A 24,248-nucleotide genomic window follows, 5' to 3' on the forward strand; every position below is an offset into this window, starting at 1 on the left:
TGTTCTGGGGCGTGGAGTCGCCCGGTCCGGTACGCGATCCTGGCGGGGGCCCGCTCCGGGTCCGTACCGTGCTGCTCAATCCGCACTCCGGGACCGGGACGGGGACCACAACCGGGTCCGGGTCCGGGACCGAAGCTGGGGCTGGGGCTGCCGGGTCCGGGGCCGTGACCATGATCGTGGACGAGCATGTGCGTGTCAGCCTCCCGGCGGGCAAGCGTTGGCCTTCGCTCGGCGATGTCCTGGTCGGGCCCGGCGCGGGAGCGACGAGCGCCGCCGAAACGGCGCTGTCCCATCCCGGTGCCCTGGTGGTGGCGGTGCACCACGGCCCCCGCTGCTGGCTGCGGCTCGGCCCGGAAGGGACCGCCCTGGAACTCGAAGCCCAGGGGCCCGGGCAGTCGGCGCGGATCTGGGGGACGTTCGCCTCCCTGGCCCACGCCTGGCTGGTGGCCGGGCTGCCCGCCGCGGAGTTCGCATCGGCCCGGCTGTGCCTCCTGCGCGGTCAGGTCTCGGACGCGCCGCCCGCCAACCGCCGCAGCCGGCGCCCCGCGGATTCCGCTTCCTCCGACTGCGCACGGCCCACCGAGGAGAAGAGGTCCAGCGCCTCACGGTAACGGTTTCGGGCGGCGCGGGTCTGCCCGCGCCGCTCGGCGACCTCGGCCAGCCCCGCGACCGCGCGGGCCATCTCGTAGTGGGCGGCCATGCCGCGCAGTGTCGCCAGCGCGGCGGTCAGTTCCTCGTCCGCCTGATCGAGTCGGTCCAGACGGAGGTGGGCGCGGCCGAGGAGCGTGGTCGCGCGGGCGGCGTTGTACGGATCGCCCGCGTCCCGGAGCGCGGTGTGAGCGGCACGGGCGTGCTGCACCGCCGCTTCGGGCTGCCCGGTGGCCAGCGTGACATCGGCGAGGTTGAGCCGCGCCAGTGCCCCGGCCCGCCGGTCGCCGCACGCCGGCAGCTCCGCGGCGGCGCGCCGGAACAGGTCGGCGGCCTCGGCCGGCCGGCCCAGCCGCTGTAGCGCGAGCCCCCGGTAGTTGAGGGTGCGGGCCTGGCCGAGCCGGTCGCCGCGCCGCAGAAACAGCCGCGCCGCACGTTCGAACATCTCCAGGGCGCGTCCGTGGTTCCCGGAGCCGAGTTGTCCGATCCCGCCCGAGGTGAGCATCCGGCACTCCGCCTCCGTGTCCCCGAGTTCCGCTGCCGCCGCCAGCCCTTCCTCGTGCGCCGTCTGCCAGTCGTCGTAGAACTTGCGCCGTAGGAAGAGGGGCCACATCGCGTCGGCGAGCTGCCAGCCGACGGTCGGGAAACCCGCGGAGCGGGACCGGAGGATCACCGCCATCAGGCTGGGCAGCTCCCGCTCCAGCCAGTCCAGGGCCGCTTCGGCGTGGCCGTCGCCCACGTCCGCGGTGACCACCGGTCCGGGGCCGTAGTCCCGGGCCATCGTGCGGTGCTGGGGGTCGATGATCTCCTCGGCGCGCGTGGCGCTCGCCAGATAGTGGTCGGCGATACGGCGCAGGATCCGTGCCCTCTCCTGCGGAGTTTCCTCTTCCCGCGCTTTCGCGGTGGCGTGCAGACGTACGAGATCGTGGAAGCGGTGGCGTCCCTCTCCGGCGTCGAAGAGCAGGCTCGCGTCGTGCAGCGTCTCCAGCAGCTCCGCCGCGTCCCACTCGTCGGCGAGGACCGCCTCCGCCACCGGACTGCCGAACTCCGCGGCGGGATGCAGCCCCAAGCACCGGTACAGCCGGCCGGCCGGCCTCGACAGGGCCCGGTACGACAGATCCAGGGCCGCGCGCACATCGTGGTCGCCGTCGATGGCCAACGCCTCCAGCCGGTCGTGCTCCTCGGTGAGGGCGCTGACCATCGTCGTGATCCGTCGCCCCGGCCGGGCCGCGAGCCGGGCGCCGGCGACCCGGACGGCCAGCGGCAGCCCGGCGCACAGCTCGACCAAGGCGCGTGCGTCGTCGGGCTGTTCGGCCACCCGCCCGTCGGCCAGCGTGTCCGCGAGCAGTTCCACGGCGGCCTCGGGCGCGAGCGACTCCAGATGGACCGGAAAACAGCCGTCGACGGTCAGTCCCGGCAGCCGGTGGCGGCTGGTCACCGCCGTCACATTGCCGTTTCCGGGCAGCAGGGGGCGCACCTGGGCCGCGGTCGCCGCGTCGTCGAGCAGCACGACGAGGCGCAGGTCCGCGGTCAGCGACCGGTACAGCGCGGTCCGTTCGGCGAGCGCCGTGGGCACCTGCTGCGCGGGGACCCCCAGGGCCCGCAGAAAGCGCCCCAGCACCTCTTCCGGGAGCGCCGGACCGCCCGGCGACTGGGCGCCCAGGTCGGCGTGCAGCTGGCCACCCGGAAAGTGCGGGCGCAGAGTGTGCAGCCAGCGCAGCGCGAGGGCGGTCTTCCCGACCCCGCCCAGGCCGCTCACCGCGGTCAGCGCGGGCCGCTCCTCCCGCGCGGCGCGGGCCCGGTGCCGCTCCAGCGCCGCCAGCTCCCCTGACCGGTCGACCATGTGCACGGAGGGCGGCAACTGCCAGGGCGTCCGACGGGCGGCGCCCGGCTCGGCGGTGATGTGAATGCCGCCGTACACCGCGCCCGCCTGGACGGCCGCGCCGTGCACCGTGCCGCTCAACTCGTTCTGTGCCGAGAGCTCATGGCCCCGCACTGCTGCCCCCTAAGCCGCGGTAAGTACCGGTTCCTCGGGTGGAGCCTTTCCGTACACGTAGCCGATACCCATGTGTCCGGGCAACAGCGCCGGGGGTTGGCCGAGCGAGGCACCGTCCTCAGACGCGTGGGAACGTTCCACCCGGCCCTACGCCGGCTCCTCCAACAGCCCGGGCCCGCGTTGCCCCCGGCCCCCGGCCCGGCGCTGCCCCCGGCCCGCGGTGCAGGCGTGGCCGGGACGACGGGGGTCGTCACCGGCTGCTCATCGCGCATCACGCGGGGAGCGCTCAGATTCGGCCGAATCAGATCGCGTCGATCTGCCACGCGATCACGCCGCTTGATCCTTTGGTGCTGTTGACGTCGATACGCACGGGCTTGTCCACCGTGATGCGCCGCTGGATCACCGACTGGTCGCAGGGGGCCGGTGTGTGGGTGCTTTCTGGTGTTGCGGTGCTTTCTGGTGTCACCGTGCGCTCCGGTGTCGCGGTGCTCTCTGGTGTCACGGCGAGGCGCGCGCTGCCGTTGCCGAAGCAGACCAGGCTGAGCCGGTAGGCCCTGCCCGTCCTCAAGGCGGGCTCGGTGTGGATGCCGTCACTGACGCGCTCCGCGCCGGCTTCGACCATCTGCCCGTGGTGGACGGCGGCCAGGGCCGCCTGAGCCTGCGCGGTGAGCTGCTGCTCGGACGGACCGGCGGACGCAGGGGACGCGCTCGGCGCGGCTGAGGGCGGCGTCTTCGCCGCCTGGTCGCTTTCGCCGCCCGAGGTGCAGGCGGTGAGAAAGAGTACCGACGCGGTGAGAGCACATCCGACGAGCGAAGCCCGCGGGACCATGTGGGTCATGACGAAGTTCCCCCGTACTCCAAGCCGCATTGTCATGAGTAGAACATGCGCGCGGGGTCGCTACGCCGATCCGGGGAATCGTCGAGGCGCTTGGTCCAATGCCGCTGCGCGGACCGGACAGGAAAAGACCCCCTGTCCAAACAGTGAGGTCAGAGGGTGTGAGCGCCCCCGGCAGGACTCGAACCTGCGGCCAAGCGCTTAGAAGGCGCCTGCTCTATCCACTGAGCTACGGGGGCCGGTGTCGTGGCCTCGTTCGTGGTGCCCGGGTGTGGGCCAGCCGTGACGTTGCCGGGGACAAGGATAGGGCTCCCGCATCCTTGTCCCTGTTGCTTCGCCTCCGTGGCTCAATGTGGAGGTTCGGTGAAGCGGTCCTGATAATCGCAGGCAGGTGCGAATCGTGCATCGCTTTTGGCGGCTCGCGCACCGGGTGTTGTGTACTCGTTATGCCTGAGCTGCGCTCGCGTCCCAGTCATCCCTTCCGTCCGTTATGTCCTTTCGGCACGCAGGCAACGCCATATGCTTCAGAATTCCCCTGAAATTGGGCATTCTTCGCATGTGGTGACCTTGGACGTACGGCCTCAGCTGCTCGACGCACTCTCCGCCCTGCGCGACCGTGTCGCCGCCGCGCGCTTTCCGCTGCCCCTGGCGGGGACCCCACGCGCGCGTGCCAACCGCGACGAACTGCTCGCCCAGCTCGACGACTACCTGGTGCCCCGGTTGCGAAGCCCCGAAGCACCTCTGCTGGCCGTCGTGGGCGGATCAACCGGTGCGGGCAAGTCGACTCTGGTCAACTCCCTAGTGGGGCGGCGGGTCAGCGAGGCGGGCGTGCTGCGGCCGACCACCCGGACCCCGGTCCTTGTGTGCCACCCGGAGGACCATCACTGGTTCAGCGGGATGAGGGTGCTGCCCGACCTCACGCGCGTGTGGATGCCCCAGCAGGACCCGGGGGGCGATCTGCTGCTCCCCGGCGAGGACCCCGCGCGCGTCCTGCGGATCGAGACGGCCGAGAGCCTTCCGCGCGGGCTCGCCCTGCTCGACGCCCCCGACATCGACTCCCTGGTCGCCGACAACCGTGTCCTCGCCGCCGCGCTGATCTGCGCCGCCGACATCTGGATCATGGTCACCACGGCCGCCCGGTACGCCGACGCCGTGCCCTGGCACCTGCTGCGCACCGCCAAGGAGTACGACGCCACCCTGGTGACCGTCCTCGACCGGGTGCCCCACCAGGTCGTCTCCGAGGTCTCCCGGCAGTACGGCGCCCTGCTCACCAAGGCCGGCCTGGGCGAGGTACCCCGCTTCACGGTCCCCGAGCTGCCCGAGTCCGCCTGGGGCGGCGGCCTGCTGCCCGCCACCGCGGTGGCCCCGCTGCGCAACTGGCTCGTCCACCAGGCCCAGGACCCGGGTGCCCGGCAGCACATCATGGCGCGCACGGCGTACGGCGTCCTCGACTCGCTGAAGAAGCGGATGCCCGAACTGGCCGGTGCCGCCGCCGCCCAGCACGCGGCGGCGGTACGGCTGGTCACCGCGGTCGAGAAGGCGTACGAGACCGAGCACGCGCGCGTGCGTGGCCGGCTGAACGCCGGGACCGTGCTGGCCGGGGACGCGCTGAAGCGCTGGCGCGCCTTCCCCCTCGACTGCACCGCCGATGAACTGCTCGATGCCCTGGTGGGCAGCCTGGCCGCGCTGCTCCTGTGCGCCGTCACCGCCGCCGACGAGCGCGTCGACGATGCCTGGCGGCGCGAGCCGGCCTCGACCGCCCCGGGGCTCGCCGAGCGCGATCCGTCGCCGGAGAGCGCCGAGCACCGGATCGGCCTCGCCGTACGGCGGTGGCGGCGCGAGGTCGAGGAGTACGCCGAGGAGGAGGTGCGCGAGCTCGAACGGAGCGCCGCGCCCGACCCGGAGGTCGTCGCGGCCCTGACCGTCACCGTCGTGCTGGGCGGGCGCCGGGCCCGGGCCGCCGGTGAGGGCCTTGCCGACCGCCTGGGCGCGCGCCGCGCGACGCGGCTGCGCGAGCGCGCCGGAAACCTGCTGGCCGAGTACCTGGACCGGGTCATGCACAGCGAACGCGAGCGCCGTCTCGCCCCGCTCGACGTGCTCGACGTCCACCCCGAACCCCAGGCCGAACTCATCGCCGCCCTGTCCGTACTGCAGAAGGAGAGGTGACCGGTGACCGCCGTCACTGACCAGGACCACACGGAGCACACCGATCACACCGGCGACACGACCTCGCGGAAGGCCGCTCCTAGCACCGAGAAGCCCGAAAACGCCGTCTCCGGAGCGGACGCGGCCGAGGCCGCCCTCTCCGAAGAGGGCGGCGAACGGGAGCAGGCCCGGAGACGGGACGCGGACTCCGAGTCCGACTCCAGCGCCGATGACGATGCCGGGCACGCGCGCGTGACGGCCGATCCTGGGGGGCACGCGCGCGTGACGGACGAGACGGTCGCCTCGGGGGCGACGCACACGGGCGCCGGGGGGTCCGCGAGTGTCGGGAGGTCCGCGGGTGTCGGGGATTCGGCCCGTGGCACGGACGGCACCTGGCCTCTGGACCCCATCGGTCCCGTGGGCTCCATGGGCCCGACTGACGCCATGGCCCCCGCCGCCCCCATGGATTCCGCTGAGTCTGCGGAGGGCACGGACTCCGCAGGCTCCTGGGACGACGGGCTCATCGCGCGGCGCGTGACCGAGACCGCCGACGCCGAGCAGCCCTCCTTGGTCGAGCCCCGCGCGTCGACTCCACAGGTCCCGGCGGCCCTGGCGTACGACGGCCCGCTGCGCTCGCGTCTGGACGCCCTGCGGGAACTGGTGGGGCTCTCCCGCACCCGGCTCGACAGCGTCACCCTCGCCGAGGCGGGCCGGGTCCTGGACGAGGCGGCGGCGCGGCGCAAACTCTCCGGGCAGCACACCGTCGTCGCCATCGCGGGCGCCACCGGCAGCGGCAAGTCCCAGTTGTTCAACACCCTGGCCGGGGTGCCCATCTCGGAGACCGGGGTACGACGGCCGACCACCGCTGCGCCCATCGCGTGCAGTTGGAGCGACGGCGCGGCGACCCTCATCGACCGGCTGGGCATCCCGGGACGGCTGCGCAGGCGTCCGCTGCAGAGCCCGGAGGCCGAGGCGCAGCTACGGGGGCTGGTCCTGATCGACCTGCCCGACCACGACTCGGCCGCCGTGCAGCACCGCGAGCAGGTGGACCGCATCCTCAAGCTTGTGGACGCGGTGATCTGGGTCGTCGACCCGGAGAAGTACGCGGACGCCGTCCTGCACGAGCGCTATCTGCGGCCCTTGGCGGGACACGCGGAGGTCATGTTCGTCGTCCTCAACCAGATCGACCGGCTCCCCGGTGAGGCCGCCCACCAGGTACTCGATGATCTGCGCCGGCTGCTGGACGAGGACGGGGTCGCCCTGGGCGAGCACGGCGAGCCGGGCGCGACCGTGCTCAGCCTGTCCGCGCTCACCGGCCAGGGCATCGCCGAACTGCGCGAGGCCCTCGGCCGGTTCGTCACCGAACGCGGCGCGCCGGCCCGCCGTATCTCGGCCGACGTGGACGCCGCCGCGGCCGGGCTGCGGCCCGTGTACGCCACCGGGCGGCGCTCCGGGCTCACCGAGGAGGCGCGGGAGGAGTTCTCCACCCGGCTCGCGGACGCCGTGGGCGCCACGGCGGCGGGCGAGGCCGCCGAACGCGCCTGGCTGCGCAACGCCAACCGGGCCTGCGGGACGCCCTGGCTGAGGCTGTGGCGCTGGTATCAGAGGCGGCTCGACGCGCCCACCGGGCGGCTGCTCGTGCGTACCCAGGCGGACGAGGAGGCCACGGCGCGGCAGCGTGTCGAGCAGGCGGTGCGCACGGTGTCGGACCGGGCGTCGGCCGGGCTGCCCACGCCGTGGGCGCAGGCGGTGCGCGAGGCGGCCGTACGGGGCTCCCAGGGGCTGCCGGAGGCGCTGGACGAACTGGCGGCACGGGCCGGGCTGTCGCCGAGCAGGCCGCCGCGGCCGGGCTGGTGGCCGGCGGCCGTGCTGGTCCAGGCGGCCATGACGCTGCTCCAGATCGTGGGCGGGCTGTGGCTGGTCGGGCAGATCGTCGGGGTCATGGCGCCGAATCTGGGGGTGCCGGTGCTGCTGATGGTGGCCGGCATCGTGGGCGGGCCGCTCGTCGAGTGGAGCTGCCGGATGGCGGCACGCGGGCCCGCACGGCGCTACGGGCAGGAGGCGGAACGCCGATTGCGCGAGGCCGCGGCGGGTTGCGGCCGGGCCCGGGTACTGGACGCTCTGGCCGCGGAACTGCTGCGGTACCAGGAGGTACGCGAGCAGTACGGGCGGGTCACCCGGGCGTCGGCGGGGGTGGGGTAGCCCCGGGGACAGGCTGCCTGCCGCTGCCTGCGGCCGCCCGCCGTTTCGGTGTCTGCTGCCCTCCGCTGCTGCCTGCTGCCTGCTGCCTGCTGCCTGCGACCCTCCACCGCCGCCTGCCGCTGTCTGTCGTCGCCGGTGCCTGCGACCCTCCACCGCCGCCTGCCGCTGTCTGTCGTCGCCGGTGTCTGAAGCCCTCCACCGCTGCTTGGCGTCGTCGGTGTCTGCCGCCCTCCACCGCCGCCCGCAGGCACCTCCCGACAGCTCCCGCACCTCCCGGCACTCCCGGCACGCCCGGCATCTTCCGGCACCTCCGGCACCCCGGCACCTCCCGATGCCTGCCGCCGACCGCCGCGGCGCATCGGCAGGCGGCAACGGGCATCGCCAGGCTGCGGTCGCGGGTCGGCGCGGGAGGGTCGGGCCGCGCCGAGAGGCCATCGACTCGGCGTCGCATCACCAGCGGACGTAACCTCCGCGGCGCCCGGGGCCCGCACACCCGTGGGGCAGCGGCGCCTTGTAGGTCTGGGGCTCTCGCGAGCCTGCGGCGCCTGTAGGTCTGGGATCCCCGCGAGCCCGCAGCGCCTGGGGGTCTGGGCCCCCGTTGGCCGCGGCGCCCGTGGATCCGCGGAGCCCGGAGGTCCGGGGCAGCCTGAGCCCGCGGCGCCTGTGAATCCGCGGCGCCTGGGGGTCTGGCCCCCGTTGGCCGCGGCGCCCGTGGATCCGCGGAGCCTGGAGGTCCGGGGCAGCCTGAGCCCGCGGCGCCTGCCAGGTCCGGTGCACCGTGAGCCCCCCGCTATCGCGGATCCGGTGCACCGTGCCCCTGGCTATCGCGGATCCGGCTCACCCTGACCCCCCGGCTGCCGCGGATCCGGGCACCGCGAGCCCGCAACCCCCGTAAGCCCGCGGCGCGGTGTCCTTCGTGGCTTGATCACTCGTTCGGGTGTGGGGGTTTTCCACAGGCGGCCGGTGGTCCACAGCGCCCAGCGGGCTCGGCCCGGCGGAGGCAGTCTGGGTCCCGCGGCGATCGCTACGCACGGAAGATGTGCGGCCGACGCCGTGGACGCTGCCGTACGGGACAGGCCCGTACGCGTATCCGCCGGGCGCGAGCGACCGGGCGGGGAGGGGTTCATGATGAACGAGACGATGGTGTGCGTGGTGGGCAACGTGGCGACGCAGCCGGTGTACCGGGAGCCGGCGGCAGGCCCGTCGGCGCGGTTCCGGCTGGCGGTCACCTCGCGCTACTGGGATCGCGAGAAGAGCACCTGGGCCGACGGGCACACCAACTTCTTCACGGTGTGGGCCAACCGCCAGCTCGCGGTCAACGCGGCGGCCTCGCTGAACGTGGGCGAGCCGGTCGTCGTGCAGGGCCGGCTGAAGGTGCGCACGGAGGTGCGCGAAGGGCAACAGAGCCGGGTCTTTGCGGACATCGACGCGGTGGCGATCGGCCATGACCTGGCCCGCGGCACGTCGGCCTTCCGGCGGGCCGGCAAACCGGAGCTGGCGGCGCCCCAGCGACCGGAGCCCACCTGGGAGACACCCCCGGAGGAGTCCGCCGACCCGCCCGCACAACCGCCCTCGGAGACAGCCGCCGTGACATGACGTCGGTCACGGCGAGGGACGCGGCCCGGCCGTGTCGCCTGCGGTCGGGCCGCGGACCCCGAGGGAACCGCACCTGGTCGCCGAAGAGACACCCACCACCGGGTGGATTTGTCGATAAGCCCTGCTCACGGCGGGGTCTGGCGATAACGATTCCGAGTCGGATCAGCCGTCCGGCCGGCTGACCGGCGAGCCGGGTTGTGACTGATCTCTAGGATGCCGGGCGTAGCCCCCGGGGCCGTTGACTCTGCCGGTGGGACCGCGCACCCCCACGTCAACGGGTCCTGCTCGAAAGGGAATTCTGTGCTAGCTGCGTTTTCTCGGTTCTGTGGCACCTTCACGCCCGTGCGTCGGCGAGTCCCGTCACGGCTCGCCGCCGCGACGCTGGTGACGGGGCTCGTGGCGGCCGGTGTGCTGTCGGGCGCCGGGGTGGCCGCCGCCGGCGAGGAGGCACAGGGCCAGGGTGGAGCGACCGCCACGCTGGGCGGCCTGAAGACGTACGGAGAGGCCGTCATCCACGGGGACGGCGGCGACCTGAAGGTGGCGGCGGGCCTGTTCGAGATGTCCGTCGAGGGCGGCGGCATGTTGCAGACGTACTGCATCGACATGCACAACCCCACCCAGAAGGACGCCAAGTACCAGGAGACGCCCTGGAGCGGCACCTCGCTCGGCACCAACAAGGAAGCCGGCAGGATCCGTTGGATTCTGCAGAACTCCTACCCGCAGGTGAACGACCTCGCGGCACTCGCGAAGCGGGCGGGCGTCGGCGGCCTCACCGAGCAGGACGCCGCGGCCGGCACCCAGGTGGCCATCTGGCGCTACTCGGACGGCGCCGATGTCGACGCCGTCGGCGCGCGGGCGGAGAAGCTCGCCGACTACCTGGAGAAGAGCGCCCGTGACATGGCGGAGCCACAGGCCTCGCTGACCCTGGACCCGCCCGCGGTCTCCGGCCACCCGGGCGAGCTGCTCGGCCCGGTGACGGTACGCACCAACGCGCGGGACGTCACTGTCATACCGCCGGCGGACGCCGCCACCAGCGGCGTCCGGATCGTCGACAAGAACGGCAAGGTCGTCACGTCGGCGAAGAACGGCAGCAGACTGTACTTCGACGTCCCCGAGGACAGCGCCGAGGCAACCGACGGGGCGACCTCACCCGCGCCGGGCGGCGCGAGCGGGACCGCCGCGCTCACCGTCCAGGCCTCGACCACGGTGCCCGTGGGCCGCGCCTTCGCCTCCGAGAGCCGCAGCCAGACCCAGATCCTGGCCGGCTCCAGCGAGTCCACGGTCTCCGCGACCGCGAGCGCGACCTGGGCGGAGAAGGGTCCGATACCCGCGCTGTCGGCCCGCAGGAACTGCGCCGCGAGCGGTGTGGACATCAGCGCCGCCAACACCGGCGACAAGCCCTTCACCTTCGAGCTGCTGGGAGGCGAGCACACCATCCCGGCGGGCACCTCGCGCACGGTGACCATCCCGCTCCAGGAGGACCAGCCCTACGACTTCACGATCACCGGGCCGAACGGTTTCTCGCAGCGCTTCACCGGCGTCCTCGACTGCAAGACCCAGGGCGGCGACGCCGGCACGTCGACCCAGACCCTGGCCGAGCCCAGCCCGGCCACGGTGGGCGGCACCTCCGGCGGCACCGCGAACCTGGCCGCGACCGGCGGCTACAGCGCGACCCCGGTGATCACGGGCGTGGCCATCGGCCTGGTGGTGATCGGCGGCGCGGTCCTGGTCGCGCTCCGCAGGAGGGAATCACCGACCGCCGACTGACCGCCACGGGCCGAGTCCGCCCCGCACCGAGCCGCACCGCACCTTGAAAACTCCACAGAGAACGACCGGGACGACCGACGCGGACGCGGACCGGCACCGCCACCTGCTCCTGCCACCTGGCCCGCCGGTCCGGGCCAGGGGCGGCCGCGGGACGCGGGTCCTGGGACGGTGCCGGTGCCGTCGGCGAAACACCAGGTCAGCGGGGACCGGCTATACGCGTTTCCGCCCAGGGGCGGCCGTACGGCAAGATGGGCTGTATCTGCCCACTGCCAGATTTCAAGCTGCCGGACGGTTTCTCTTGGCTGAGTTCATTTACACCATGCGCAAGGCGCGCAAAGCGCACGGCGACAAGGTGATCCTCGACGACGTCACCCTGAACTTCCTGCCGGGTGCCAAGATCGGCGTCGTCGGCCCGAACGGTGCCGGTAAGTCGACCGTGCTGAAGATCATGGCGGGACTGGAGCAGCCGTCCAACGGCGACGCGTTCCTCTCGCCCGGCTACACCGTGGGCATCCTGCTCCAGGAACCCCCGCTGGACGAGAGCAAGACGGTCCTGGAGAACGTCCAGGACGGCGTCGCCGAGATCAAGGGCAAGCTCGACCGGTTCAACGAGATCGCCGAGCTGATGGCGACCGACTACTCGGACGCGCTGCTGGAGGAGATGGGCAAGCTCCAGGAGGAGCTGGACCACGCCAACGCCTGGGACCTCGACGCCCAGCTGGAGCAGGCCATGGACGCCCTGGGCTGCCCGCCCGGGGACTGGCCCGTCACCAACCTCTCCGGTGGTGAGAAGCGCCGCGTCGCGCTCTGCAAGCTCCTCCTGGAGGCTCCCGACCTGCTCCTCCTCGACGAGCCCACCAACCACCTCGACGCCGAGTCGGTGAACTGGCTGGAGCAGCACCTGGCCAAGTACGACGGGACCGTCGTGGCCGTCACCCACGACCGGTACTTCCTCGACAACGTCGCCGGCTGGATCTGCGAGGTCGACCGCGGCCGGCTGCACGGCTACGAGGGCAACTACTCCAAGTACCTGGAGACCAAGGCCGCCCGTCTCAAGGTCGAGGGCCAGAAGGACGCCAAGCGGCAGAAGCGCCTCAAGGACGAGCTGGAGTGGGTGCGCTCCAACGCCAAGGGCCGGCAGGCCAAGTCCAAGGCGCGTCTGGCCCGCTACGAGGAAATGGCCGCCGAGGCCGAGAAGATGCGGAAGCTGGACTTCGAGGAGATCCAGATCCCGCCGGGCCCCCGCCTGGGCAACGTGGTCGTCGAGGTCAGCGACCTCGGCAAGGGCTTCGGTGACAAGGTCCTGATCGACGGCCTGTCCTTCACCCTCCCGCGCAACGGCATCGTCGGTGTCATCGGCCCCAACGGTGCCGGCAAGACCACCCTGTTCAAGATGATCCAGGGACTGGAGACGCCGGACTCCGGTGACATCAAGGTCGGCGAAACCGTCAAGATCTCCTACGTCGACCAGGGCCGCGCCAACATCGACCCGAAGAAGTCGCTCTGGGAGGTCGTGTCCGACGGGCTCGACTACATCAACGTCGGTCAGGTCGAGATGCCGTCCCGCGCCTATGTCTCCGCGTTCGGCTTCAAGGGCCCCGACCAGCAGAAGCCGGCCGGTATCCTCTCCGGCGGCGAGCGCAACCGGCTCAACCTGGCGCTGACCCTCAAGCAGGGCGGCAACCTGCTGCTGCTCGACGAGCCCACCAACGACCTCGACGTCGAGACCCTCTCCAGCCTGGAGAACGCCCTGCTGGAGTTCCCGGGCTGCGCCGTCGTCGTCTCCCACGACCGCTGGTTCCTGGACCGTGTCGCCACGCACATCCTCGCCTACGAGGGTGAGTCGAAGTGGTTCTGGTTCGAGGGCAACTTCGAGTCGTACGAGAAGAACAAGATCGAACGGCTCGGCCCGGACGCCGCGCGTCCGCACCGCGCCACCTACAAGAAGCTGACCCGGGGCTGACCTTGCGGCACATCTACCGCTGCCCGCTGCGCTGGGCGGACATGGACGCGTACGGCCACGTCAACAACGTGGTCTTCCTCCGCTACCTGGAAGAAGCCCGTATCGACTTCCTCTTCCGCCCGGACAAGGATTTCCAGCAGGGGTCCGTGGTGGCGCGCCATGAGATCGACTACAAGCGGCAACTCGTCCACCGGCACGAGCCCGTGGATGTGGAGCTGTGGGTCACGGAGACCAGGGCCGCGTCCTTCACCCTCGCCTACGAGGTGAAGGACGGCGACCAGATCTACGTCCGTGCGTCGACGGTGATCGTGCCGTACGACTTCGAGGCGCAGCGCCCGCGCCGGATCACCGCCGAGGAACGGGAGTTCCTGCGGGAGTACATGGATGACGCCGACGACGAGGGCAAGAGCGAAGGCGCGGACGAGGGCAAGAACGAGGAGGAGGCCGTCGCCGCATGACGGTGCTCCACCTGGCCGACGACGGGGAGGCGGCGGATCTCGCGGCCTTCCTGTCCCGGCTGCTCCACTACGACCGTGGCGCCGCGGTGCGGTTGCAGGCGGCGGGGACGGCCCTCGCCGTGTTCGGCCGTCCGCCGTCCTTCGAGGTGCTGGCGATCCGCACGGTGCGGCTGGCCAAGCCCTACGAGGACGGGCTGGATGTCACCCTCGATGTGACCGTGTCCGCCGGTGAGCTGCTGGAGTCCCTGGACGAGCTGGCGGCCACCGCCGTCGTCCCCCGGCCGGTGACCGGGCCCCCGTGGGCCGGGGTCCTGCCGCCACGCGGTGGCTGGCGCCCGGAGGCGGGCCTGCCGGCGCCGGACGCGCTGCGCACGCTGGTCGCCGCGGCCGTCGCCGAGTTCCGTGCCCGTTCGGGGGAGCTGGCGCCGCAGCGGCGGACACGGGCGGAGCTGGACCGGATCGGGCGGGACATCTGGTCCCGTACGGTCGCCGGGACGCCGCTCCCGGTACGGGCCGTGCACGCGGCGCAGTCCCTCGGTTTCCTGCGGCGCCGGGGTGCCGTGGAGGCCGGGCTGTTCTCGTCGGGGCCCTGGCTCAGGCTGCGTACGCCGTACGGGTCGGTCGCCGTGCGGCAGGCGGGCCTGGGGGCGCTGGACGTCAGCGTGCGCTGACCTCTCCGACCGGCGGTGGTCCACCGACGGGGCCAAGCAGGTCCGGTGAAGTCCGTTGCGGTCCGACAGCGCTCTGAAGGGCGTGGGCCGGCCACGATGGTGCCGTAGAGGACCGACGGCACAGCGCGGCAGTTCCGGCGCGGCGCTCAGCGGTCCTGGCTGTCGTCGGGCCACACGCCGATGTGATCCGGTTCCAGTTCCAGGGCGACCCGGTCGCGCATGCCCAGGGCCTCCGTGTACTCGGCGGGGAGCTGGAGACGGCCGGCGCGGTCCAGCATGGCGTACTCCCGGGCGACCACCGTCTCATGGCCCGTGGCGGCGTCGATCTCACTGCGGCGCAGGACCTCCGTGGAGGTGCGGCCGTCCCGGATGGCGACCGTGCGACGGACCTCGTCGGCCACCGCCTGGTCGTGCGTGACGATGACGATGGTGGTGCCCAGCTGTTCGTTGGCGGTGCGGAAGGCGTCGAAGACCTGCGCGGCGGTGTGGGAGTCGAGTTCGCCGGTGGGTTCGTCGGCGAGCAGCACCGCGGGCGAGTTGGCGAGCGCCACCGCGATGGCGACGCGCTGCTGCTGGCCGCCCGACATCTGCTGCGGACGGCGGTCGCGGCAGTCGGCGACCTCCAGCAACTCCAGCAGCTCCAGGGCGCGTTCCGCGCGGGCGCGGCGGCGTAGGCGGGTGCCGGACAGGCTCAGCGGGAGGGCGACGTTCTGGGCGGCGGTCAGATAGGGCAGCAGATTGCGGGAGGTCTGCTGCCAGACGAAGCCGACGACGTCGCGACAGTAGGCGAGGCGGTCCTTGGCGGTCATGGTGAGCAGATCGCGGCCGGCGACCCGGGCCGCCCCCGCGGTGGGGGTGTCCAGGCCGGCGAGGATGTTCATGAGCGTGGACTTGCCGCTGCCCGAGGCGCCGACCAGGGCCATCAGCTCCCCCTCACGGACCAGCAGGTCGAGGCCCTGGAGGGCCTGGACCTCGACGCCGTCCGTGGAGAAGATCCGGACGACACGGTCGCAGGTGATCAGGGCGTCGTGGCCAAAGGCCGGGCGGTTGCGGGCCTCGGTGACCCGGTTCGCCAGCTCGGTGAGGGTGGGGTTGGTGGTCATCGCGTCTCCCGCACGGTTGACAGGCCGGCCCGGCTCATCGCGCATCCCCCGCCCTCAGTTCCCGCACCGACCCGCGTCTCCCGGCCCACCAGGCCTGCACGCCGGCCACCCCGACCGCCGTCACCAGCACGGTGATCGCGGGCACGGTCAGCGCCAGCGGATCCGGGTACAGCTCGGTCCTGCCGGCCGATGTGCCGGCCGAGGGGAGGGCGACGGCGGTCAGATCGATCCCGGGGGACAGCAGCCGGATCGCCGCCCAGCCGGTCAACGCGCCGCCGGCCGCGGCGAGCAGCGCCTGGGGCAGGGACTCCAGGACGAGCAGACGGCGGGCCTGCGCCCGGGTCAGGCCCATGGTGCGCAGGCGTGCGAGGAGCGCGGCGCGTTCCGGTGCGGCGCGCAGCAGGGCGAGGAGCAGGGCCAGTACGGCATAGCCGGCGCCGGCCGCCACCGCCGCCGTGTAGACGTGCTCGGCACCGGTCTGCAGGGGCGGGTCGGCGTAGCGTGCCCGCTCCTGTGCGCGCACGCGCACGCCCGCGGTGGGGCCCGCCGTCCGGTTCAGTGCCCCCGCGTCCACGTGGTGGCCCGTCACCAGCAGGGCCGTCGGGCGGGCCGCGGCGGGGCTGAGCCCGGCCCGGTCCACGACGAGGAAGCCGTCGCTGGTCACGGCCGGGGTACGGTCGCGGACGACGGTGATCCGGACGGAGACCGTGGTGCCGTCCTCCAGCCGTACCGGGAAGGGGCGGCGGGTGCCGTACGCCTTCGCGACGGACGGCGAGGCCAGGGCGGGCAGCGGCCCGCCGGCCGCGGGACGCTTGAGCCGGTCGGCCTCGAAGGCGCCGAGGCCCGTGCGGGCCGCCAGCGTCCCGTATCCGGCCGGATCCACCCCCGCCAGCGGTACCGGGGTCTGTTCGTCGTGCGGTTTCGCCTGGTAGCCGATGCTCGCTTCGGTGACCGCGCGTACTCCGGACACGCCGCGCACCCGGTCGGCGAGGCCCGACGGCAGCGGGCCCTCGGACTCCACGCGGGCGTCCGCGCCGACGGCCAGCAGGGCGACCCGGTCGCGGGCCTCGTTCACGCCCGCCAGCACGGAACCGCCGAACGCCGCCGTGGTGAGCGCCGTGAGCAGCGCCAGCAGGGGCAGCACCGCCGAGACCGAGGTGCGGCCCGCGCGGGCCAGGGACAGAAAGCCCACGGCGCCGCGCAGCCGTCCGGCCGTGCGGGCCAGCCGGCGCAGCAGGAACGGCAGGAGCCGCACCAGCACCAGCGCCGCGATCACGCCCACCAGCACCGGTGCGACCGACACCAGTTGATCGCCCGCGGGGCCGTCCGCGGACGAACTCGACGTGCCCCGCCTGCGCAGCGACTCCACCGCCGCCGCGGCCAGCACGAGCAGCGTCAGCTCCGCGACCGTGCGCCGCCGGGACGGACGCGTCGTCACCATGTCCTCGCGCGGTCCGGCGACACGTATGGAGCGGTGGGCGAGCGCGACGCGCACCGGGAGCGTGGCGCAGGCGATGACGGTGACCGTCAGGGCGGCGGCGACCGCGTACGAGGTACGGCCCTCGGGGACCACGAGGAGCGCGGCGGCGAGACCGAGCGCACCGGCCGGTACGGCGATGGCCGCCGTCTCCGCGCACAGCCGCCCGGCGAGGCCGGTCAGGGAGGCGCCGCGGGCGCGCAGCAGAGCGGCCTCGGCGCGGCGCCGGTCGGCGGCGAGCGCGCCCGCCAGGAGGAGGACGACCGCGGCGACCGTCGCGGTGCCGAAGGCGGCGACGGCGACCAGTGGCGCGGTGCCCGCGCGCAGCTGGGAGAAGGAGATCAGGACGCCGTCCAGGCCGGTGGTCACGCTTGTGCCGGGGCCGGTGAGAGCGCGGACCTCCTGCAGACCGGGGCCCGATTCCAGCCCGGCGACGGCGGACTTCAGACGGCCGAGGTCACTGGCGTGGAAGCGGTGCGGGTCGGGGGCCAGGGACCAGTAGCGCAGCGGGCCCCCGTCGGTGCCCAGGAGGGCGGGGGCGGCTTCGGGAGCCAGCAGCAGCACGCCGAGCCAGTACCAGGAGCGGTCGGGGCCACCGGTGGGCAGGGCCATCAGGCTCGGGGTGCGCAGCAGGGGGCGGGTCGACCAGTACCCGCCGGCCGCCTCGCGCGGGGTGACGATGCCGGTGACCCGGACGGCGAGCGGGGCCCGGCCCACGGCCGGCACATGGATGACCGAACCCACCTTGATGTGCAGGCTCTTGGCCGTGGCGGCGGTGACGGCGGCCTCCACCACGGGGGTCGTCGCACCCACCGTGCCGGATGTGCGCGGCAGGCGGCCCTCGCGCACCGTCGCATGGTCGGCGAGACCGTTCTGCGCGACCAGGGCGACCCGGGCGGGCACGCCGCTCGGGCGGGGGATCCAGGGGTCGGGCACTTCCAGGTTCTTGCTCAGGGTCACGCCGTACGCGGACTGCGCGCGGTCCAGGGCCAGCGCTTCGGGGACGGTGTCTAACAGCTTCTCGTACCGGTCGCGCAGAGCGCCGGGCAGCAGGGGTGCCGCCAGCTCCTCGGGGGACGGTGCGCCGGCGAGCTGGGAAGCGGTGATCTGCACGCTGGTGCTCTCGGGGCGGGCCTGCTGGAGGGAGCGCCGCAGCCCCGCGTCCTCGTACCGGTCGACCGCGCGCGGGAAGGCGGCGGCCAGGCACGCGGTCAGCGCGACCAGCAGGGCGAGCGCGAGCGCGGCGAGCGGCGCGGCCCGCAACCGGGTGCGCACCCAAGGAGCGACCACGGACGACGCCTTGCCCCGTCCGGACGCTCCCTTGTCCCCCAGGGCCACATGGTCCCCCGCAGCCACACCACGGTCGGCAGCCGCACTGTGCTCGGAGTTGTGTTCGGAGGGCATCTCATTCACCTCCCTGGTCGCGCAGCGAGGTCGCCGGGTCCGCGCGCCGCAGGGCCAGCGCGGCCGTGACGAGCAGCGGCGTCGCGGCGACCGCGGCCAGCAGCAACGCCACGCGTTGCGGGGGCAGTTCGACCAGCAGGGCCGGCACCGGCCGGCCGGCCTCGGCGGTCAGGACGATCAGCGGGAGGACGGCCCTGGTCAGTACGGTGCCCAGGGCGACCCCCACCGCCAGCGCCAGGGCCACCAGGACGGCCTGCTCGGCGGCGATCGTCCGGGCCAGTTGCCGGCGCGGGGCGCCCAGGGCGCGCAGCACCGCGAACTCGGCTCCCCGCTCCCGCAGCGACCCGGCCGCGCTCACCGCGAAGCCGACCGCGGCCAGCGCGGCAGCCACCACGGCCGCCGCCGCGAAGGCGGCCTCCGGCCCCGCCCCGAACGGATCGTCCCGCAGCTCGGCGGCGATCTCGTCGCGCACCACGACCTGTTCCGGGTCGACGTCCGGCAGTGCCCGCACCGCGGCGGCCACCGAGGCCGCGTCGCCCGGCGCGGTCCGCAGCCACCACTCGGTGGGCGTGACGCTCTCGCCGTACCGCGCCTGCAACGCCCGGTTCACGGACCGCAGATCGAGCAGGAGGGCGCCCCCGTCGCGCTCGGCGGAATCCGTCGGGTCGGCCGTGGTGGGCAGGGCCCGCACGGACCGTGCGATCCGCACCGGCAGGCTCTGCCCGGCGAACGTCACCTGCACCCGCTGCCCCTCGCGGGCGCCCGCCGAGGTCAGGAAGCGGTCGGTCGCCAGCGCGGTGACCTCGGGCGCCGTGGGCTGTGCCACCTGGAGCCGGATCGTGGCGGTGGCGATGGACCAGCGGGTCCGGTCGGGGGTGTAGCCGGTGCCGTAGTCGACGGTCAGCGGCTCGGTGCCGGTCACCCGCGGGCGGGGCGGGCGGGTCGCCGCGTTGGTGGAGGCGGTCGCTCCGAGGCTCACCGAGGCGGTCCAGTCGGCCGACAGGGACACTGGCCGCGTCCGCCCGTCGCCGCCGAGGGCGGTCAGCCCGGAGACGGTCAGGCGGTGCCGTTCGGCTTGTCCGGCGGGCTGGGCCATGTCGAGCTGGAGCCCGGTGAGCGTGATCGGGCCGGGCGCGGCGTCGAGTTCGAGGGTCAGGGTGTGCGGGTGGCCGTCGGCGGGCAGCCGGCCGAACGGCAGCCGGTAGAAAACGCCGTACTGGTCCACGAGGGTGGCCGTCACATCCATCGTGGTCCGAGAACCGGGGGAGCCGGCCACGGTCGCCCGCAGGCGCAGTCCGGTGGTGTCCGCGGGGATCCGGGCTCCGGCCGGGGAACCTTCGGGCGTCAGCCCGGACAGCAGCGGCCGGACCGGCTCGGGGGCCAGGTCCTCACGCATCAGGACGGTGCCGGCCGCGTGCGCCGTGTCCAGCGCGAGCACGGTCGCGGTCCGGTCGCCGGACATCGGCTGCTCGGTGCGTACGGCGGGGGCGGCCTCGCGCACGCGGGGGAGGTGCGCGTAGGTCTCGGTGCGGCCGAGCCCGCCGTCACCGGCGCCCAGCACCCGCACCGGCACACCGGCCCGGAAGTCGGCCTGGTCGTCCTGCGAGCGGTTCCAGGAGGCGCCCTGCCCGATCGCCAGCATGCCGAGCGCGATCGCGAGGACCAGCAGCAGCACCGGGCCCGCGCCGCGCATCGGGCGGCGGCTGAGCTGCCAGCCCGCCAGCGCCGCCGGCAGCCCCCGACCGGCCGCCGCCCGGCGTTCCGCGAGCCGGGCCACCGGCGGCAGCAGCCGCAGCGTCAGCACCGTGCCGGCCAGCAGCGCCAGGGCGGGCGCCGCGACCAGCAGCGGGTCGATGCCGAGGCCGCCGGACGCGTCGGCGCCGACGGCACCGGAGGTGTGCCGGCTCAACTGCCAGTACGCCACCGCGGCCACCACCAGCAGGCCGACGTCCGCACCGGCCCGCACCGGGCCGGGCAGCGCGCCGCGGCGGACGCGGGCCCAGCCCCGGCCGGCGGGCTCCGCGCCGGTCCGTGCGCCGTCGCCGCCGTCCGTCAGCGCGGGCACCGTCACCGCCAGCGCGCAGCCCAGCGCCACGCAGCACGCCACCAGCCACACGCTGGCCCGCCCGCCCGCGGGCGCGTGCAGGCGCAGCCCGATCCTGGCCAGCGCGCCCTGCCCGGCCAGCAGCCGGGTGAGCGGACCCGCCAGCAGCGGCGCGCAGATCGCCGCGGGCACCGCGAGCAGCAGGGCCTCCGCGGCGGCGAGGCCGGCGAGCCGGACGCGCGAGCCGCCGCGCGAGCGCAACAGCCGGGTCTCGCCCGCGCGTTCGGCGCTCAGCAGCCGGGCCACGAGCAGCAGCGCGTAACCGGCGAGCAGCACCAGTTGCAGGGCGACGATCAGCAGGGTGGACCGGGAGACGAGCAGGGAGCGGTCGATGCGGTCCAGGGTGTCCGGGAGCGAGGTGGTCGAAGACGTCACTCCGCTCAGCCCGTGCGGTCCGCGCAGCGCCGCGCTGCCCGCCCGCGCCGCGGTGCGCAGCGCGTCGATCCGGTCCGTCGTCAGCGAGCCGAAGTCGGCCGTGGCCTGCCAGGCGGACGGGCCGGCGCTCACCGCCGTGCCGTCGAGGACGGCGGGATCGGCGAGCAGCGGTCCGTACGTGGTGAAGGCCGATGTCCTGACACCGCGGCCGAGCAGGTCGTCCAGCCGCCAGTAGGGCGCGGTGGCCGTCGCTGGCCGGTACAGCCCGGTGACGCGGACGTGCGCCGACGGGCCGTCGAGCCGGTCGGCGAGAGTGAGCCGGTCGCCGGCGTGCAGATCGAGCAGCCGGGCGGAGGACTGGGGCAGCGCCACCTCGATCTCACCGGAGGCCGGCCGCGGGAGCCGCCCGGAGACCAGGCGGACCTGGGTGCGGTCGAGCGCCGCGAGATAGGTCAGGTCCGGGTCGTCGGCACGGTCGGCCGGGGGCTGCACGGAGCGGGGCAGGGCGTACGGCCCCGAGCGCACCAGGGTCCGTACCGTGACCGGCAGCCCGTCGAAGGTCTTCTCGGCCGCCTTCCGTACGGTCGCGTCGGCGGCGGTGCGGCGGTCCGCGGGCACGTCGGCCTTGACGATCAGCGTGGTGTCGGCGGCGGTGCGGGGATCGGCCAGGGAGTGGCGCAGGGCGGCGTCGCCGATCGCGCCGGAGTAGGCGGTGAGGGTTGCCAGCACCGCCGTGGTGAGTACCACGGTGAGCAGAGCGGCGGCGAGCAACAGGCGGTGCGCCCGCGCACGCAGAACGACGAACCCCGTCACCCGGCCCCCGTGTGGTCCGCTCCTCCAGAGCAACTCCGGTGATGCTGTCAGAGGAGGACCGGCCGGGTAAGCGGTTGTGAACACGGCTTGACCGGATTGTGACCGGATTCCGGTGTCATCTGCCCGGAATCCGCGCGTCAGCCCTACGGCACCGGCACGCGCGGCCACCTCACACGAACCACTTCGCCTACCCCGACCAGGGCGAATGGCTCCGCCTGCTTCGGCCCGCACGGATCGCCTGGGTACATCGGCTCACGTTGCTTGCCCCGCGGGGGTCGCCCGTGCGCTCGCGTCGCCCTGTTCGGACGTCCCCACGTGGACCGCCCGGACGGACCGTGTGGAGTCCCGCCGGGACGGCCCCGTGGGCGGAGCCCCCGCCCGGATGGAGGGGGGCCAGTGGGGCTGGGGTTGGTCAGGCCGGGGTGTTGAGCATGGAGGCCGCCGCGTAGGTCAGGTAGTTCCACAGCGTGCGCTCGTGTTCCTCGGAGAGGCCGAGGTCGTCGACGGCCACCCGCATGTGCTTCAGCCAGGCGTCGTGCGCCGCCCGGTCCACGGTGAAGGGGGCGTGCCGCATGCGCAGCCGGGGATGGCCGCGGTTCTGGCTGTAGGTGGTCGGGCCGCCCCAGTACTGGATGAGGAAGAGCGTCAGCCGTTCCTCGGCGGGGCCCAGGTCCTCCTCCGGGTACATCGGCCGCAGCAGCGGGTCCTCGGCGACTCCCTCGTAGAAACGGTGCACCAGCCGGCGGAAGGTCTCCTCCCCACCGACCTGCTGGTAGAAGGTCTGCTCCTGAAGCGTGCCGCGCCGAATCTCATTCACGCCCCCATGGTCTCAGACGCGGTGACCGAGGACTCGGGTCCTAAGACCTCGCCTCCCGCGGCCGCGCGCCGCACAGTGGACGTATGGGCGCGCACACACTCGGGTGGGGTGACCGGGACATCGCCGAGCCGGCCGGTTCGGCGCTGGCGGACCTGGTGCGCGAGATCGACGCGAGTGGGGCCTGGGCCGAGGACCCGGTGTGGCGGGAGGCGTTCGCGGCGGTGCCCCGGCACCTGTTCGTGCCGTACTACTACGTCTACGTCGGCGTCCGCGGCGGCCAGGAGCGTCGATGGGGCGGGAGCCCGGACCCCCGGGACCGGGAGCGCTGGCTGCGCGGGGCCTACGAGGACGTCCCGCTCGCCACGCGGATGCGCGACGGGCAGTTGATCTCCTCCAGCAGCCAGCCCTCGCTGATGGCGACGATGCTCGTCGCCCTGCGGGTCGAGGCCGGCCACCGGGTCCTGGAGGTCGGCACGGGCTCCGGGTACAACGCGGCGCTGCTCGCCCATCGGCTCGGCGACGACGACCTGGTCACCACCATCGATCTGGAACCGGAGATCACCGAGTCGGCCCGGCGGCATCTGGCCGCCGTCGGGCACCGTCCGGTCGTGGTCACCGGTGACGGCGCGCGCGGTGTCGCCGCCCGTGCCCCCTTCGACCGGATCATCGCGACCTGCGCGCTGTCCTCGATCCCGCGTGCCTGGCTCGCCCAGTGCCGTCCCGGGGGGCGGATCCTGACGCCGTTGGCGGGCGGCCTGATCGCATTGGCCGTGCGGGACGCCCGGCACGCCGAGGGCCATTTCCTGGCCACCCCCGCCTATTTCGTGCCGCTGCGCGGTACGGGCGGGCCCGAGCCGGCACCGGTGCCGCTGAGCGGGGTCCCGCATCTGGCCCGCGACGACGAGCTGTTCCGGTTCCTGCTGGCGCTCGGCCGCGGCAGCCTCGATCCCGAGGAGGCGTACGCGATGTGGCGGCGCGAGGGCATGCCGGGCCGTGAGCGGTACGGCATCACGGTCAGCGGCGACCGCGCCTGGGCCTGGCTGGACGACCCGGCGGGGCCCTACGCCTGGCCCCTGCCGGGCTGACCGGCGCTCCTACCGGGCCGGGCCGTCAGCCTCGCCGGATGGTGATGGTCGTCCAGGCGCCCACATGCACCCGGTCGCCGTCCTGCAGCGGCACCGGCACAAACGGCTGGATCGGGTCCTCGGAGCCGTTGACCGTGGTGCCGTTCGTCGAGTTCTGGTCGACCACCGCCCAGTTGCCGTCCGGCTGCTGCACCAGAACCGCGTGCTGGTGCGAGACGCCCGGGTCCTCCGGCGGCACCGACAGATCGATGTCGGGGGTGTCGCCGGTGGAGTGGCGGCGGCGGCCGATGGTGATCTGGTTGCCCGCGAGGGTGCGCTGCTGCTCGGGCGAGTAGGCGGGCAGGTTCAGGCCCGCGGCCTCGGGGCCCGAGCGGTGCATCATCGCCATGAAGTAGTCGCGGTCCGGGCCGATGGTCGCCGTCCAGGTCGCCGGCTGCTGCGGCGCCTGCGGGAAGCCGGGCGGGGACTGCGGGGAGCCGGGCTGCGGGTAGCCGTAGCCGCCGCCCTGACCGCCGGGGCCCGGTCCGGGCGGGGCCGGGGGTCCGGGCGGGCCGGTGGACGACGGCGGGGAGATCACCCAGTCGTCACCGCCGCCGAAGGAGGGCCCGCCGGCCGGCGGGCGGCCGGTCTCCTGCGGAAAGGCGGGCGACGCCGGCTGGAAGGCCTGCGGTGCGGCGGGGGCGGCGGGCGGCGTCGGCGGGGGGGGAACCAGATCGGGCGCCCGGGCGGGGGGGGGGCGGGGGGGAGCCAGAACCACCCCCCGCCCGGGGGCGGCGGGGGCCCGCGCCC

Annotated in this window: 16 protein-coding genes and 1 tRNA gene; 9 read left to right on the forward strand and 8 right to left on the reverse strand. The window is 74.0% G+C overall.

The window, feature by feature from the left end:
* Positions 1–164: 164 nt before the first annotated feature.
* The gene (locus tag ABT245_RS36755) at positions 165–611 is read left to right on the forward strand and encodes a hypothetical protein (protein ID WP_351742616.1); all 447 of its coding nucleotides are present in this window, start codon (positions 165–167) and stop codon (positions 609–611) included.
* Here ABT245_RS36755 and ABT245_RS36760 read toward each other — a convergent pair.
* The 3 genes from ABT245_RS36760 to ABT245_RS36770 form a co-directional block, all read right to left on the reverse strand.
* Positions 500–2,644 (reverse strand): ATP-binding protein, encoded by a 2,145-nt coding sequence (locus ABT245_RS36760; RefSeq protein ID WP_351742618.1) that lies wholly within the window; start codon positions 2,642–2,644, stop codon positions 500–502. The two genes, ABT245_RS36755 and ABT245_RS36760, sit on opposite strands and share 112 nt — an antisense overlap.
* Positions 2,645–2,945: 301 nt before the next feature.
* Positions 2,946–3,482, reverse strand: a complete 537-nt coding sequence (locus tag ABT245_RS36765; RefSeq protein WP_351742620.1) for a DUF6023 family protein — start codon at positions 3,480–3,482, stop codon at positions 2,946–2,948.
* A gap of 163 nt (positions 3,483–3,645) precedes the next feature.
* Positions 3,646–3,718, reverse strand: a tRNA-Arg gene (locus ABT245_RS36770).
* A gap of 319 nt (positions 3,719–4,037) precedes the next feature.
* On the opposite strand from ABT245_RS36770, the gene ABT245_RS36775 reads away from it, so the two are divergent.
* The 7 genes from ABT245_RS36775 (at position 4,038) to ABT245_RS36805 (ending at position 14,281) form a co-directional block, all read left to right on the forward strand.
* On the forward strand, positions 4,038–5,645 hold the full coding sequence (locus tag ABT245_RS36775) for a dynamin family protein (protein WP_351742622.1): 1,608 nt from the start codon (positions 4,038–4,040) through the stop codon (positions 5,643–5,645).
* A 3-nt stretch (positions 5,646–5,648) separates the two neighbouring features.
* Entirely contained in the window at positions 5,649–7,826 is a 2,178-nt protein-coding gene (locus ABT245_RS36780) for a GTPase (protein ID WP_351742625.1), read from the forward strand.
* A 1,128-nt stretch (positions 7,827–8,954) separates the two neighbouring features.
* On the forward strand, positions 8,955–9,422 hold the full coding sequence (locus ABT245_RS36785; RefSeq protein WP_351742664.1) for a single-stranded DNA-binding protein: 468 nt from the start codon (positions 8,955–8,957) through the stop codon (positions 9,420–9,422).
* A 342-nt stretch (positions 9,423–9,764) separates the two neighbouring features.
* Positions 9,765–11,189, forward strand: coding sequence for a Cys-Gln thioester bond-forming surface protein (locus ABT245_RS36790; protein WP_351742628.1), 1,425 nt, complete (start codon positions 9,765–9,767; stop codon positions 11,187–11,189).
* 298 nt (positions 11,190–11,487) lie between these two features.
* Entirely contained in the window at positions 11,488–13,152 is a 1,665-nt protein-coding gene (ettA, locus tag ABT245_RS36795) for an energy-dependent translational throttle protein EttA (RefSeq protein ID WP_351742630.1), read from the forward strand.
* A 2-nt stretch (positions 13,153–13,154) separates the two neighbouring features.
* Positions 13,155–13,610, forward strand: coding sequence for an acyl-CoA thioesterase (locus ABT245_RS36800; RefSeq protein WP_351742633.1), 456 nt, complete (start codon positions 13,155–13,157; stop codon positions 13,608–13,610).
* The gene (locus ABT245_RS36805; RefSeq protein WP_351742635.1) at positions 13,607–14,281 is read left to right on the forward strand and encodes a DUF8185 domain-containing protein; all 675 of its coding nucleotides are present in this window, start codon (positions 13,607–13,609) and stop codon (positions 14,279–14,281) included. Before ABT245_RS36800 ends, ABT245_RS36805 begins: the two co-directional genes overlap by 4 nt.
* Positions 14,282–14,427: 146 nt before the next feature.
* Here ABT245_RS36805 and ABT245_RS36810 read toward each other — a convergent pair whose 3' ends face one another.
* The 4 genes from ABT245_RS36810 to ABT245_RS36825 all read right to left on the reverse strand — a co-directional run bounded on the left by ABT245_RS36810 (position 14,428) and on the right by ABT245_RS36825 (position 22,374).
* The gene (locus tag ABT245_RS36810) at positions 14,428–15,384 is read right to left on the reverse strand and encodes an ABC transporter ATP-binding protein (RefSeq protein WP_351742638.1); all 957 of its coding nucleotides are present in this window, start codon (positions 15,382–15,384) and stop codon (positions 14,428–14,430) included.
* Between the two features lie 34 nt (positions 15,385–15,418).
* The gene (locus ABT245_RS36815) at positions 15,419–18,265 is read right to left on the reverse strand and encodes an FtsX-like permease family protein (RefSeq protein WP_351742641.1); all 2,847 of its coding nucleotides are present in this window, start codon (positions 18,263–18,265) and stop codon (positions 15,419–15,421) included.
* Position 18,266: 1 nt separating this feature from the next.
* Complete coding sequence (locus ABT245_RS36820; protein WP_351742643.1) at positions 18,267–21,557, reverse strand: FtsX-like permease family protein; 3,291 nt, start codon at positions 21,555–21,557, stop codon at positions 18,267–18,269.
* A gap of 412 nt (positions 21,558–21,969) precedes the next feature.
* On the reverse strand, positions 21,970–22,374 hold the full coding sequence (locus ABT245_RS36825; protein WP_351742646.1) for a globin: 405 nt from the start codon (positions 22,372–22,374) through the stop codon (positions 21,970–21,972).
* A gap of 83 nt (positions 22,375–22,457) precedes the next feature.
* Between ABT245_RS36825 and ABT245_RS36830 the strand changes: the two genes are divergently transcribed.
* Positions 22,458–23,459: a methyltransferase domain-containing protein gene (locus ABT245_RS36830; RefSeq protein ID WP_351742649.1), complete on the forward strand. Its 1,002-nt coding sequence runs from the start codon at positions 22,458–22,460 to the stop codon at positions 23,457–23,459.
* A gap of 25 nt (positions 23,460–23,484) precedes the next feature.
* Here ABT245_RS36830 and ABT245_RS36835 read toward each other — a convergent pair whose 3' ends face one another.
* Positions 23,485–24,036 (reverse strand): FHA domain-containing protein, encoded by a 552-nt coding sequence (locus tag ABT245_RS36835; protein ID WP_351742652.1) that lies wholly within the window; start codon positions 24,034–24,036, stop codon positions 23,485–23,487.
* Positions 24,037–24,248 lie beyond the last annotated feature (212 nt).

Origin of the sequence: Streptomyces sp. NPDC001508, assembly GCF_040298665.1 — a bacterium.
Lineage (GTDB): Bacteria > Actinomycetota > Actinomycetes > Streptomycetales > Streptomycetaceae > Streptomyces.